This is a genomic window from Kitasatospora sp. NPDC018058 (assembly GCF_044327205.1).
In the GTDB taxonomy this organism is placed as follows: Bacteria; Actinomycetota; Actinomycetes; order Streptomycetales; family Streptomycetaceae; genus Kitasatospora.
Genome location: NZ_JBIRFA010000003.1, coordinates 259,947 through 273,328 on the forward strand (window position 1 = coordinate 259,947; position 13,382 = coordinate 273,328).

Sequence of the window (13,382 nt, forward strand, 5' to 3'; positions counted from 1 at the left end):
GTCAGAGTCGGCGCAGCCGCTCCTCGTCGCCGGTGCGCGGGCAGGTCAGGCAGGCGACGGCCTCCGGCTTGACCGCGTAGTAGAGGCAGCAGCCGAGCCTGGTGCGGGTGTGGTGTTCACGGCCGTCGGGGGTGCGCAGCCGGCGGAAGTCGGCGGCGCCGGGCAGCGGCAGGGTGCCGCCGGGCAGTAGGGCCCCGGCCGCGGCGACGGCGGCGCCCTCCGCTGCGACGGCGAGGGCGGCGTCCTGTGCGCCGAGCATCCGGCCGAGGTACCAGACGGCCGAGGCGAGGTCGTCGGTGACCATGCCCCAGAGGGCGCGGTCGCGGCGCCGGGTCGGTCCGGCGAAGGCGGCGAGCACCGGTTCGAGGTGGGCGACCACGGCGGCCCGCAGTTCGGCGCGCAGTTCGTCGTCGCCGGGGAGGTGACCGGGGAGGACTCCGGTGAGGGCCCCGGCGGGTGCTCCGGCGAGGTCGACGTGTCCGCCCGGGCGCAGCGCGAGCCGGCCGGTGGGGGCGTGCAGCCAGAGGTCGGCGAGGTCGACGACGGGGACCCGTCGGGCGAGGTGCCAGGGGCCGGCGATGAGCAGGCAGGCCGACCAGACGTAGTGGTGGAGCAGCCGGGAGGCGGTGACGTGCGGGCGGGGCGCGCGGCCGTGTTCGGCGGCGATGCGCTCCTCGGCTCCGGCCAGGACGGCGGCCAGGGCCCGTTCTTCGGTGGCGAGTCGGGCGCCGGAGTACCAGCCGTCGGCGGCCGAGAGGTCGGGCTCGGCGGGGTCGAGCAGGCGTAGCTCCAGCACCGGGCAGAGCTCGCGCAGCCGCTCGTAGTCGCCGACCAGGGCGGACGGTCGCGCTTGGGCGCGTACGGGCAGGGGTGTTCCGGGGACCATGGGCACTCCCGTGATCGATTCCGAACGATCGATTTAGGTGAGCCTCACCTTACAATGCCTCAAAGGGCCCACCCGACCACCTTGCGTCACGGTCGAGCGGACCACCCGATCCACTGGTCGACCTTGACGAACTTAGGTGAGCCTAACCTAAGATATCGACTCGTGTTGAGAACCGACCCGCCGGCCACCACAGCCCCGGCCACCACAGCCCCGGCGACGCCTCGTTCCTCGGCGGTACAGCGGCCGTTGCTGCTGGTCGCCGGCGTGTGCGCGCTCGTGCTGTGTGCGGCCCTGAGCCTCGCACTGGGCTCCCGATCCATCCCGCTGTCGACCGTGATCGACGCCCTCACCGGCGCCGCCCACGGCGGTGACGCCGATGTGGTGACGGGCCTTCGCGTCCCGCGCACGCTCATCGGACTGGCCGTCGGGGCCGCGCTCGGCGTCGCCGGGGCGGTCGCCCAGGGCGTCACCCGCAACCCGCTGGCCTCGCCGATCACCCTCGGCATCAACGCCGGCGCGAGCCTCGCCGTGGTCGCCGCGATCTACGCCCTGGACCTCTCCCGCCCGGTCGAGTACGTCTGGTTCGCCTTCGCCGGAGCGGCCGTCGCCGCCGTCGCCGCGTACGCGATGTCCCGGCGCGGCGGGGACCTCGACCCGGTCCGGCTCGCGCTCGGCGGCACCGTGCTCACCGTGGTGCTCACCTCCTGGACGTCCGCGCTGATGCTGGCCAGTCACCGCACCCTGGACGAAGCCCGGTTCTGGCTGGCCGGCTCGATCGCCGGGCGGCACCTGGACACCCTCACCCCCGTACTGCCGTTCCTGGCGCTCGGCCTGCTCGGCGCCTTCGCCGTCTCGCCCGCGCTCAACGCGCTCGCCCTGGGTGACGAGACCGCGCAGTCGCTGGGCGTGCCGGTGGTCCGGATCCGGGTGGTCGGCGGACTGGCCGTCGTCCTGCTCGCGGGCAGCGCGGTCGCCGTCGCCGGACCGGTGGCGTTCATCGGACTGGCCGCGCCGCACCTGGTCCGCCCGCTGCTCGGCAACGACCACCGCTGGCTGCTGCCCGGCTGCCTGATCGCCGGTCCGCTGCTGCTGCTCACCGCCGATGTGCTCGGTCGACTCGTGGTGCGCCCCTCGGAGATCGAGGTCGGCATCGTGACCGCCTTCCTCGGCGCCCCGCTGCTCGCGGTGCTGGCCCGGAAGGTGGCCAAGTGAGCACGCGAAGCGAGGTGGGCGCATGAGCGCGCTCGCCGTCCCGTTGGGCGCCATCGCCCGCCGCCGGGCCCGTACCGCCGCCTGGTCGCTGGTGGCCCTCGCCCTGCTGGTGCTGCTGACCGGCATCGCGCTCGGCACCGGCCAGGTGAGCATCTCCTCCTGGGACGCGTTGCGCGCCCTGGTCGGACAGGGCGCGCCCGGGAACGTCCTGGTGGTGCAGCAGTTCCGGGCGCCGCGCGTGGTGTCCGCGCTGATCGCGGGCGCCGGGCTGGCGATGGCCGGCTCGATGCTCCAGCGGCTGTTCCGCAACCCGCTGGCCGCGCCCGACACCATCGGCATCACCGGCGGCGCCTCCTTCGGCGCTGTGCTGATGCTCGCCACCGGCGCCTCCCAACAGCTGATCCCGGTGGCCGCGGTCGGCGGCGGGCTGCTGGCGGCGCTGCTGCTCGGCGGCTTCGCCTGGCGCTCGAAGATGGCCGTCACCCGGCTGGTGCTGGTCGGCCTGGCGGTCCAGCAGGGCCTGGCCGCCGCCGTGAACCTGATGATCGTACGGTTCCCGGCCGAGCTGGCCTCCTCCGCGATGCAGTGGACCACCGGCTCGCTGTACGGGCGCAACTGGACCGAGGTGTGGATCGGCGGCACCGCCATCGCACTGACCGCCGGGGCCGTGCTGCTCTGCCAGCGGCGGGTCGCCGTCCTCGACCTCGGCGACGACTCGGCCGGCGCGCTCGGCCTCAACCCCGCCCGGGACCGGCTCTGGCTGCTGCTGCTCACCATCACGCTCGCCTCGCTGGCCGCCGCCCTCACCGGGCCGGTCGCCTTCGTCGCGCTCGCCGTCCCGCACCTGGTCCGACTGCTCGCCGGACCGCCCACCCTCGGCACACTCGGTCTCACCGCGCTCACCGGCGCCGTGCTGCTGCTCTCGGCCGACCTCCTGGTGTTGCACGTGATCCCCGTCCACGGCCTGCCGGTCGGTGCCGTCACCGCCACCCTCGGCGCGCCCTGGCTCCTGGTGCTGATGATCCGCCAGAGCCGGCTTCCCCAGAGGAGCAGCTGATGACCAGCTCGGCCACCAACCAGGTCGCCACCGATCAGACCGCCACCGATCAGGTCCGCAACGACCGGGCCGCCACCGATCAGGTCGGCAGCGATCACGTCGGCGCCAACCGGCTAGCCGCCCACGGCCTCGGACTGCGCTACGGCGACCGGACCATCGTCGACGGGCTCGACCTCGAACTGCCCGGCGGCGCCGTCACCGCGATCGTCGGACCGAACGCCTGCGGCAAGTCCACTCTGCTGCGCGGGCTGGTCCGACTGCTCGACCCGGCCGCCGGCACCGTCACCCTGGACGGCGCCGACATCCATCGGATGCCCGCGCGGACGCTCGCCAAGCGGATGGGCCTGCTGCCGCAGCAGCCGGTCACGCCCGAGGCGGTCACCGTCGAGGCGCTGGTACGGCTGGGGCGCTACCCGCACCAGCGGATGCTCAGCCCGTGGTCCAAGGCCGACCAGGCCGCGGTCGAGGAGGCGTTGGAGCGCACCGGCACCGCCGAGCTGCGCGACCGGCAGGTCGACCGGCTCTCCGGCGGGCAGCGCCAGCGGGTGTGGATCGCGCTGGCGCTCGCCCAGGAGACCGACCTGCTGCTGCTCGACGAGCCGACCACCTTCCTCGACCTGCGGCACCAGCTGGACGTGCTCGACCTGGTCGCCGACCTGCACGCCGAGGCCGGGCGCACCGTGGTCATGGTGCTGCACGACCTCGGGCAGGCCGCCCGGTACGCCGACCATCTGGTGGTGCTCAAGGACGGGCGGCTCGCTGCGGCCGGTCCGCCCGCCGAGGTGCTGACGGCCGAGCTGGTGGAGTCCGTGTTCGGTGTGCCGTGCCGGGTGGTGCCCGACCCGGAGACCGGAACCCCGCTGGTCGTGCCCCGGGCGCGCAGCCGGGCCGCCGCCGCTTCCTCCGCCGCCGTCACCACCGTCGCCACCGCCTGAACTCCCCTCCCCTCCCCTCCCCCGTGTTCGACCCGATCCAAGGAACCCCCATGAACCGCCGACTTCCCGTCGCCGTCCTCGCCGTCACGCTGTCCGCCACGCTCCTCGCCGCCTGCGGCGGCAACGGGGACGCCGCCAAGTCCGGCGACTCCGCGTCCGCCGCCGCCTCGGCCGGCACCGCCGCCGGGTTCCCGCGCAGCGTCAAGCACGCCGCTGGGACCGCCGAGATCAAGTCCCGGCCCAAGCGCGTGGTGGTGCTGGACAGCGGCGAGCTGGACGACGTCACGCTGCTCGGCATCACGCCGGTCGGCGCGGTGTCCCCGCACATGAAGACCGAGGGCGGGTTCCCCGACTACCTCAAGGACAAGATCAAGGACACCAAGGACGTCGGCCCGATGAACGAGCCGAACCTCGAACTGATCGCCTCCCTCAAGCCCGATCTGATCCTGTCCTCCAAGGTCCGCCACGCCAAGGTGTACGACCAGCTGAACGCGATCGCGCCGACCGTGTTGGCCGAGACCACCGGGTTCCCCTGGAAGGAGAACCTGGCGCTGTACGCCCAGGCGCTCGGCAAGGAGGACGAGGCGAAGAAGGCGCTGGCCGACTACGAGGAGCGGGCGCACAAGCTGGGCGAGGCGATCAAGGCAAAGTACAACGGGACGATGCCGACCGCCTCGGTGGTGCGCTTCGTGGCCGGCCCGACCCGTCTGTACGCCAAGGCCTCCTACAGCGGTGTGGTGCTCAAGGACGTGGGCCTGGCCCGTCCGGCCTCTCAGGACGCGGACAAGAACATCATCGAGGTCAGCGCCGAGCAGATCAGCCAGGCCGACGCCGACCTGGTGTTCGTCACCACCGCCGACGACCCGACCAAGACCAAGGAGAGCGAGGTCCAGCAGACCCCGGTCTGGCAGGGCCTGAACGCCGTCAAGAACAGCAAGGTGTTCAACGTTCCGGACGAGACCTGGATGTCCGGCATCGGCGTCCAGGCCGCGGACGCGATGCTCGTCGACATCGCCAAGGCGGCGGGCGTGGACGCGCCCAAGTAACCGATGACAGATGACGGCGAACAGATAACAGATTTCGAAATCTGTCATCCGTGATCTGTTCGCCGTCCTTCGCCCGTCACCTCGCCCCCAAGGACACCCCATGCGGCTCTACCTGCTCGCCCTCAACCCCACCGACTCGGTCACCCGCGGCTTCCTACCCGCCGCCGCCCGGCTAGGCCTCGACGTCACCGTCCTCACCGACCACGTCGAGGACCACCAACGCGGTTACACGGACGCCGAGTTCCCGTACGAGCTGGTGGAGTGCGACGTTCAGGACTTCCGCGAGGTGATCGGGGCGATATCCCAACACCACGCTCCCGACGCGGTGTTCAGTAACAGCGACCACCTGCAGACCCAGACCGCCCTGGTCGCCGACTACTTCGGCCTGCCCGCCAAGGACTGGAAGGCCGCGCTACGGGCCAAGAACAAGGGCGAGCTGCGCCGCCACCTCGCCGAGACCGGCCTGGACCGGGTCTGGTCCGCCGAGCTGGCGCCCGGGCAGGACCCGGCCGACCTCACCCCGCCCTTCCCGTGCATCCTCAAGCCCCGCGAGGGTGTCGCCAGCGAGGACGTCACGCTGGTCGCCGACGCCGACGAACTCGCCCTGCGCGTCCAGGAGATCCAGCAGCGCCGCACCGGTGCCACGCTGGTGGTCGAAGAATTCCTGGCCGGCGAGCTGTGCACCCTGGAGACCCTCGGCGACGGCCGCGTCCGGCACGTCCTCGGCGGCTTCCGCACCCGGCTCTCCCCGCCGCCGGACTTCATCGAGGAGGTGCTGACCTTCACACCGGCGCACCCCGAGCCGGTGGTCGACCAGGTGCTCGCCCAGCTCGACGCGCTCGGCGTCGGACTCGGCGCCTGCCACACCGAGTTCGTTCTCCAGCCGGACGGCCGCGCCCGCATCATCGAGGTCAACTACCGTGCCATCGGCGACCAGTGCGACCTGATGCTCGCCGAGATCCTCGGCATCCCCTACTTCGAGCTGGTGCTGCGCACCCACCTCGGCGAGACGCTGCCCGCCGACCTCGGCGCGCACACCGACCGGCACGCCCGCCACGAGCGCGTCTGCGCGGACCGGGCCGGCACCCTGACCGCCGCGCCCGAGCCGCTGTTCGAGCGGCGGGCCGACGGGGTCACGCTCTCCTACCGCCCGGTGCGCGAACTCGGCGCCCGGCACGGGCTCTACCGCACCAACCGGGACTACCTGGGCATCGTCTGGGCGGTCGGCCCGGACCAGGGCGCGGTGGACACGGCCGTGGCGGGGTTCATCGCCGCCAGCCGCTGGGAGATCGCCTCATGACGCCAACCGACAGCACGCCCACCGACAGCCCGGTCGTCGACTGCCCGCCCGTCGACAGCCCGCCCGTCGGCGGGGCCTCGGCCGACCAGCTGACCCTGCGCGTGCTGTCCGCCCTGCTGCGCGAGGACGTGCTCGGCCTGCGCGCGGACGGCGTCCTGGAGCAGCGGGCCGACGGCCCCTGGCTGAGCAACGGGACGCTCGCCCTGCCGGTCGCCCCCGAGGGCTTCCAGGGCGACCACGCGGCCCGGCTCCCGGAGTTGGAGGCCGACGGCGTCCGGCTCACCGAGCTGCCCGCCATCCTCGCCCACCTGGCCGAGCGCGCCGATCCGCTGGACCGGCCCGGCCACCTGGCCTTCGCCGAGGAGTGCCGCCAGACCCTGGCCACCATGGAGCTGCACGACCGGGTCCGCCCCGAGGTGCACACGGTGCTCGCCGAGCGCTACGGCAAGGATGTGGCCGACTGGACCGGCCCGAGCGCCTCGCTCGGCTTCGAGGCCCTCGCCGCCTTCCTCGACCACCCGGTCTACCCGACCGCCCGCGGCCGCTCCGGTCTGACCGAGCCGCAACTGCGCGCCTACGCACCGGAGTTCCACCCGAGCTTCGAACTCCGCTGGCTCGCGGTCCCGGCCGCGCACCTGACCGTCCGCGGCGACGGCCCGCTGCCCGCCTGGTGGCCGACCGCCGAACAGCTCGGCGTCCCGGGAGAGTTCCTCACCCTCCCGGTCCATCCGCTCACCGCGGGCGAGGACTTCGAGCGGATCGCGCCGGGCGCGGTGCTCGCCCCCGAGCCGTACCTCACCGTGCTGCCGACGCTGTCCATGCGCACCGTCGCCGTCGTCCAGGATCCGGCCTGCCACCTCAAACTCCCGCTGGCCACCGCGACCCTGGGGCTGCGCAACCGGCGCACCATCAAGCCGGTCACCCTGGTCAACGGGGCGGTCGGGCAGCGCTTGGTGGAGGCCGTGGTCGCCCGCGAACCGCGCTTCGCCGGGCGGGTGCTGCACGTCGACGAGCAGCGCTACGCCCACGCCGACGACGAGCTGCTGGCCGTGCTGCTGCGCCGCTACCCGGACGGCCTCGACGACGCCGTCACCGTTCCGCTGGCCGCCGTGCTCGCCGAGGCACCCGACGGGCGGCTGGTGATCGACCACCTCGCCGACCGCTTCTACGCCGGTTCCGTCCTCGGGCTGTACGAGGAGCTGCTGCGACTGCTGGTCGACTGGCAGACCACCCTGTTCGGCTACGGCATCGCCCTGGAGTCGCACCAGCAGAACACCTCGCTCGTCCTGGACGGCACCGGTCTGCGACTGCTCTACAAGGACAACGACGGGCCGAGGATCAACACCGACCGGATCGGCGAACTCACCCAGCTGGCAGCCGAGTTCCGCGACCCCAGAATTCTCGGCGAGCAGGACCGCGCGCTCACCGACCTGTTCACCACGATCACCGGCCACCTGTGCGCCGCCTCGCTCGCGTTCGGCCTCGCCGCGCACGACCGGGTACCGCCGGAGCGCGGCCTCGGACTGCTCCGCGACATCCTCGGCGAGGCCCTCGACCGCCTGGGCCCGGCCGGACAGCCGCTGCGCACGGACCTGCTGGAGGCCGAACGGCTGCCCGTCAAGGCCATGGTGAGCGCCGGCACCCTGCTCAGCAAGGAGCGCAGCGGCGCCGCCGACATCAACAAGCACTACACCGACGGCCCCAACTACCTGCTGCCGAAGGACCGCTCACGATGACCGTCGAACCGCTGGCGCGGCCGGTCGGGGCGGCCGGACTGGACCGGCGCCAGGTGCACGCCATCGCGGCCTGCTACTTCGTCGCCTCCTTCGCCGCCCTCGGCCTGCCGCCCTACCTCACCGAGATCCTCCCGGGCCTCGGCGACCACGACGGCCGCTGGGCCGGTCTGCTCTACATCGCGCCGACCGTCTTCACCGCCCTCGGCGCACCGCTGTGGGGCCGACTGGCCGACCGCTTCGGCCAGAAGCGGCTGCTGCTGCGCGCCCAACTCGGCCTCGCCGTCTCCTTCCTGCTCGCGGGCGCCGCCGACAGCCTGCCCGCGTTCACCATCGCGCTGGTGCTCCAGGGCTTCCTCGGCGGCACCTTCTCCGCCACCAACGGCTACCTCGCCTCGGCGCTGGACGGATCCCGACTGTCCAAGGCGCTGACCCTGATGCAGGGCAGCGCCCGGGCCTCCCTGGTCGCGGCACCGATCCTGGTGGGCACGCTGTCGCCGTGGATCGACCCGCACCGGCAGTACCTGGTGATGGCGCTGCTGCCACTGACCGCCGCCGTGCTGCTCAGCTTCCTGCCGGAACCGATCCGCCCGGCCGCCGAGCTGGTCGGCGACGACGTGGCGCAGGCCGACCCGCCGGGCTCACTGAGGCTGCTCTACACCTTCGAGTTCGCCTTCGTCTTCGCCACCATCATCTCCTTCCCCTACCTGATCACCCTGGTGCAGCAGCGGCTGCCGGGCGTCAACGGCACGGTCGCGGGCTTCCTGTTCGCGCTACCGCACCTGGTCTACCTGATCGCCGCCGGACGGGTGCACGCCGCCGTCGAGGCGCGGCCCCGCACCGGGCTGGCCCTGGGCTTCGCCCTGGTCGCCCTCGGGCTGGCCGGACACGCCCCGGCCGACTCCCTGCTCACCTTCGCCCTCACCCGGGCGGTGCTCGGGCTCGGTATGACCTTCGGCCTGGTCTGCCTCGCCGTCCTCGCCGCCGAAGCCGCCCGGGGCCGCGCGCCGGGCCGGATGTTCGGCACCCGCGAGACCGTCTCCAAGTGCGGTGCCGTCGCCGCCGGACTCGCCGCCGCGCTGGCCAACGGCAGCGGCGGACCGGCCGCCCCCGTCGTCACCGGCACCGCCGCCGCACTGGCCGCCGCCCTGCTCGCCCTCCTGACCCGTAGGAGCCCCCGATGACCGCCCGTACGGCCCACCCGCAGTCGGCCACCACCGCGACCGGCCTCCCCGTCGACCTGTCGACCGACCTGCCGACCGCCGACGAGGCGGTGGCCCACACCCTGCTCAACTGCCTGCTGCGCGAGGTCTCCGCGCCCGAGCACCAGACCGCCGCCGACGAGGGCCACCTACTGCTGCGCATGCCCCGCCGAGGCACCCTGCTGCGGGTCGCCCTGCGCCGCACCTCGCTGCTCGGCGCGCACCGCTTCACCGGGCCGGTCTTCGAGGAAACGGCGGACGGCTGGCAGGAGTTGGGCTGGCGGGCGCTGGCCGAGTACGCCCAGGACGAACTGGAGCTGCGCACCGGCACGGTGAACGAGGAGTTCCTCGACCAGGTGGCGTCCAGCCACCACGGCGTGAGCCAGGGCCTGGCGGCGCGCCCGACCGCCGGGGACGACCGCTACCTGGAGTCCGAGCAGGCCCTGCTGTTCGGCCACCGCTTCCACCCGGCCCCCAAGTCCCGCTCCGCCGCCCGGGGTGACTGGAGCCGGTACGCGCCCGAGTCCCGCGCGGCCTTCCCGTTGCACCACCTCGCCGTCCGCGCCGAGCTGCTGGCCGAGGAGTCCCTGGACGGGAGCGCGAGCGCCCTGCTGGACGGCCTCGGCGAGGTCCCGGCCGGCTACCGGCTACTGCCCGCCCACCCCTGGCAGTACCAGCTCATCGGCGACCACCCGCTGGTGCGCGCGGCCATCGCCCGCGGCGACATCCTCGACCTCGGCCCGCGCGGCGAGCGCTTCACCGCCACCGCCTCGGTACGCACCCTGCACGGCGCGGACGCCTTCCTCAAGTTCAGCCTCAACGTCCGCATCACCAACTGCCTACGCAAGAACGCCGCTTACGAGCTGACCGGCGCCGTGCAACTCACCCGGCTGCTGGCCCCCGCGCTCAGCGACCTCGCCCGGCGCTTCCCCGACGCGGCGATGCTGCGCGAGCCCGCCTTCCGCACCCTCGCCCTGCCCGGCGCCGACGGCCACCCCGACCGGGCACTGTACGAGGGCTTCGGACTGATCGTGCGCGAGGGCTTCGGCGGCTTGCTGCGGCCCGGTGTCACCCCGCTGCTCGCGGCCGCCGTCGCCGACGAGCACCCGACCAGCTCGGCGCACATCTCCCGGCTGCTGGGTGACGGTTCGCACGGCGCTGCGGCCCTCGGCTGGTGGCGCGCCTACCTGCGGCTGCTCCTGCCCCCGGTACTGGCCGCCTACTTCGACCACGGAGTGGTGCTGGAGCCGCACCTGCAGAACGTCCTGATCGGCGTCGACGCCGACGGCCGTCCGGCCCAGGTGCTCTTCCGCGACCTGGAGGGGACGAAGCTGGTCCCCGAGCACAACGCCGACATCCTGGCCGCCCTCCCCCCCGAGGTGGCCGGCCCGATGACGTACGACGCCGAGCGCGGCTGGGACCGGGTGGTCTACTGCCTGCTGGTCAACCACGTCGCCGAACTGCTCGCCGCCCTCGCCGACCGGCACCCCGAGCTGGAGGGCGCGCTCTGGCAAGCCGTCCGGGACACCCTGGAGGAGTACGCCGCCGCACACGGCCGACCGCCCCGGCTGCGGGCCCTGCTGGCCGGCGTCCCGCTGCCCGCCAAGGCCAACCTGCTGACCCGCTGGGAACGCAAAGCCGACCGCGAGGCCGGCTACGTCCGGCTGCCCTCCCCGCTGGCCGGCTCGGTGCTCGCCGAGGCCGCCCGCATGACCGCCCACCTTCCCGCCGGGAGCGCCCTCCGATGAACAGTACCGTCCACCGCCGCGTCGCTTCCCTCGCGGCCGACGAACTGCCCGCCTACGTCTACGACCTGGCCGCGCTACGCGAGCACGCCGCCGCCGTCCGGGCCGCCCTGCCCGAGCGGGTCGAGCTGTACTACGCCGCCAAGGCCAACCCCGAAGCGCCGCTGCTGGCCGCGCTGCGCGACGCCGTCGACGGCTACGAGGCGTCCAGCGGCGGGGAGTTGGCGCATGTGCGGGCCGCGGTGCCGGATGCGCCGCTGGCCTTCGGCGGGCCGGGCAAGACCCCGGCCGAGATCGCCGCCGCCGTCGACGCCGGGGTGCACCGCTGGCACGTCGAGAGCGAGCAGGAGCTGCACCGGCTCGGCGCCGTGCTCGCCGACCGGCCGGAGGCGGCGGTGGACGTGCTGCTCCGGGTCAACCTGCCGGTGATCACCGACGCCCTGGACGCCGTGCCGCTCGCGATGGGCGGACGGCCGACGCCGTTCGGGCTCGACCCGGAGCGGGCCGAGGAGTGCGTCCGGCTGCTCACCGGCGGCGGTCCGCTCGGGCGGCAGCTGCGCCTGCGCGGGGTGCATGCCCACCTGGCCAGCGGGCTGACGGCGGCGGAGCAGCTGTCGGTGGCTGAGCAGATCGTCATCTGGTCGGCTGAACTGGCCGAGCGCAGCGGCTTCCCGCTGGCCGAGGTCAACATCGGCGGCGGGATGGCCGTGGACTACGACGCCCCGGCGGAACGCTTCGACTGGACGGCCTTCGGCGAGGGCCTGGCCAAGCTGCTCGACGCCCGCCCCGGACTGACCCTGCGGATCGAGCCGGGCCGGGCGCTGACCGCCTACTGCGGCTGGTACGCGACCGAGGTGCTGGACGTGAAGCGGAGCCACGGCGAGGACTTCGCGGTGGTCCGCGGCGGCACCCACCACCTGCGCACCCCTGCCACCCGCGGACACTCCCAACCCTTCGAGGTGCTCCCGGTCGACGCCTGGCCACACCCCTGGCCGCGCCCCGCCGTCACCACCGGCCGGGCCACCCTGGCCGGGCAGCTGTGCACCCCGAAGGACGTGCTGGCGCGGGCGGCGGGGGGCGCGGACGGTCTGCGGGCGGCGGACCGCGTGCTGTTCGCGATGGCGGGCGCGTACGCGTGGAACATCTCGCACCATGAGTTCCTGATGCACCCGCGCCCGGGGTTCCACTACGTGGGGGCGTGAGGACGAACGGGTGGTGTCCTTCGGCTGATGGCCGACGCTGACGGCTGACTGCTGACTGCCGACTGCCGACCGGGTTCAGCTGACAGATAACAGATGACGGATGACAGATTTCAACATATGTCATCCGTCATCTGTTATCTGTCATCTGTTCTCCGCCCCCGTCCGCCGCAACCCCCTCCGCGCAAGCGTGCGACAGTGGTAGGCAGCGAAGGGAGCGCGAACGTGCTGATGGACAAGGTGGCGGAGATACTCGCCGAGGCGTCGGCCGAGGCGGTGGAGCCGCGTTTCCGGGCACTGGCCGCCGGCGAAGTGATGGAGAAGGCGCCCGGCGAGATCGTGACCGTCGCCGACCGCGAGGCCGAGGCCATCATCTCCCGCCGTCTGCGCGAGCTGCTCCCCGTCCCGGTGGTCGGCGAGGAGGCGGTCTCCGCCGACCCGTCCCTCGCCCGGGCCATCCACGACGAGCACGCCGTCTGGCTGGTCGACCCGGTGGACGGCACCTCCAACTTCGTCGCTGGACGCCCCGACTTCGCCGTGATGTGCTCCCTCGTCCGCTCCGGCCGAACCGTCGCCTCGTGGATCTGGCAGCCCACCACCGCCACCGGCTACCGCGCTGAACTGGGCGCCGGCGCCTGGCGCGACGGTGAGCGCCTCACCCGCCCGCCGGCACCGGCCGACCCCGCCAAGCTGACCGGCATCCTGAAGAGCCGTTTCCTCTCCCCGGACCGGCGCCGCCGACTGGAGGCCAACTGCTCGGCCTTCGGCGAGATCTCCCCCGGCCGAAGCGCCGCCGGGGTCGAGTACCCGGACGTCGCCGAGGGCCGGTTCGACTTCATCCTCTACTGGCGCACCCTCCCCTGGGACCACGCCCCCGGCTCCCTGCTGCTCAGCGAGGCCGGCGGCGTCGCCGCCCGACTGGACGGCACCCCCTACCGCCCCGAGGCCCCCGGCTGCGAGGACGGACTCCTGGTCGCCGCCGACCCCCGCACCTGGGAACTCACCCGCGACATCCTGCTCAGCGACTGACCCCCCGCCGCACCCCGCACCCGTCTCCACCCGAGGTT

General features: G+C 73.5%; 11 protein-coding genes. 10 read left to right on the forward strand and 1 reads right to left on the reverse strand.

Features of this window, described 5'->3' with window-relative positions:
- Nucleotide 1: 1 nt before the first annotated feature.
- Nucleotides 2–886: a (2Fe-2S)-binding protein gene (locus tag ACH4E7_RS06075; RefSeq protein WP_396247781.1), complete on the reverse strand. Its 885-nt coding sequence runs from the start codon at nt 884–886 to the stop codon at nt 2–4.
- Between the two features lie 246 nt (nt 887–1,132).
- Here ACH4E7_RS06075 and ACH4E7_RS06080 point away from each other — a divergent pair, with 246 nt between their 5' ends.
- From ACH4E7_RS06080 to ACH4E7_RS06125, 10 genes are all read left to right on the forward strand, one after another.
- Nucleotides 1,133–2,098, forward strand: a complete 966-nt coding sequence (locus ACH4E7_RS06080) for a FecCD family ABC transporter permease (RefSeq protein WP_396247894.1) — start codon at nt 1,133–1,135, stop codon at nt 2,096–2,098.
- A gap of 22 nt (nt 2,099–2,120) precedes the next feature.
- Nucleotides 2,121–3,155, forward strand: coding sequence for a FecCD family ABC transporter permease (locus ACH4E7_RS06085; RefSeq protein ID WP_396247782.1), 1,035 nt, complete (start codon nt 2,121–2,123; stop codon nt 3,153–3,155).
- Nucleotides 3,155–4,090, forward strand: coding sequence for an ABC transporter ATP-binding protein (locus tag ACH4E7_RS06090; protein ID WP_396247783.1), 936 nt, complete (start codon nt 3,155–3,157; stop codon nt 4,088–4,090). Before ACH4E7_RS06085 ends, ACH4E7_RS06090 begins: the two co-directional genes overlap by 1 nt.
- A 50-nt stretch (nt 4,091–4,140) precedes the next feature.
- Nucleotides 4,141–5,136 carry an ABC transporter substrate-binding protein gene (locus ACH4E7_RS06095; protein ID WP_396247784.1) on the forward strand — a complete coding sequence of 332 codons (996 nt, stop codon included), beginning with the start codon at nt 4,141–4,143 and terminating at the stop codon, nt 5,134–5,136.
- Nucleotides 5,137–5,236: 100 nt separating this feature from the next.
- Nucleotides 5,237–6,436 (forward strand): acetyl-CoA carboxylase biotin carboxylase subunit family protein, encoded by a 1,200-nt coding sequence (locus ACH4E7_RS06100; protein WP_396247785.1) that lies wholly within the window; start codon nt 5,237–5,239, stop codon nt 6,434–6,436.
- Nucleotides 6,433–8,172, forward strand: a complete 1,740-nt coding sequence (locus ACH4E7_RS06105; RefSeq protein ID WP_396247786.1) for an IucA/IucC family protein — start codon at nt 6,433–6,435, stop codon at nt 8,170–8,172. The genes ACH4E7_RS06100 and ACH4E7_RS06105 overlap by 4 nt, the downstream gene beginning before the upstream one ends.
- A complete protein-coding gene (locus ACH4E7_RS06110) occupies nt 8,169–9,353 on the forward strand; it encodes an MFS transporter (RefSeq protein ID WP_396247787.1) in 1,185 nt (394 codons plus the stop codon). The genes ACH4E7_RS06105 and ACH4E7_RS06110 overlap by 4 nt, the downstream gene beginning before the upstream one ends.
- Entirely contained in the window at nt 9,350–11,119 is a 1,770-nt protein-coding gene (locus ACH4E7_RS06115; RefSeq protein WP_396247788.1) for an IucA/IucC family protein, read from the forward strand. The genes ACH4E7_RS06110 and ACH4E7_RS06115 overlap by 4 nt, the downstream gene beginning before the upstream one ends.
- On the forward strand, nt 11,116–12,318 hold the full coding sequence (locus ACH4E7_RS06120) for a type III PLP-dependent enzyme (RefSeq protein ID WP_396247789.1): 1,203 nt from the start codon (nt 11,116–11,118) through the stop codon (nt 12,316–12,318). Before ACH4E7_RS06115 ends, ACH4E7_RS06120 begins: the two co-directional genes overlap by 4 nt.
- 228 nt (nt 12,319–12,546) lie before the next feature.
- Nucleotides 12,547–13,344 carry an inositol monophosphatase family protein gene (locus ACH4E7_RS06125; protein ID WP_396247895.1) on the forward strand — a complete coding sequence of 266 codons (798 nt, stop codon included), beginning with the start codon at nt 12,547–12,549 and terminating at the stop codon, nt 13,342–13,344.
- The last annotated feature ends 38 nt before the right edge of the window (nt 13,345–13,382 follow it).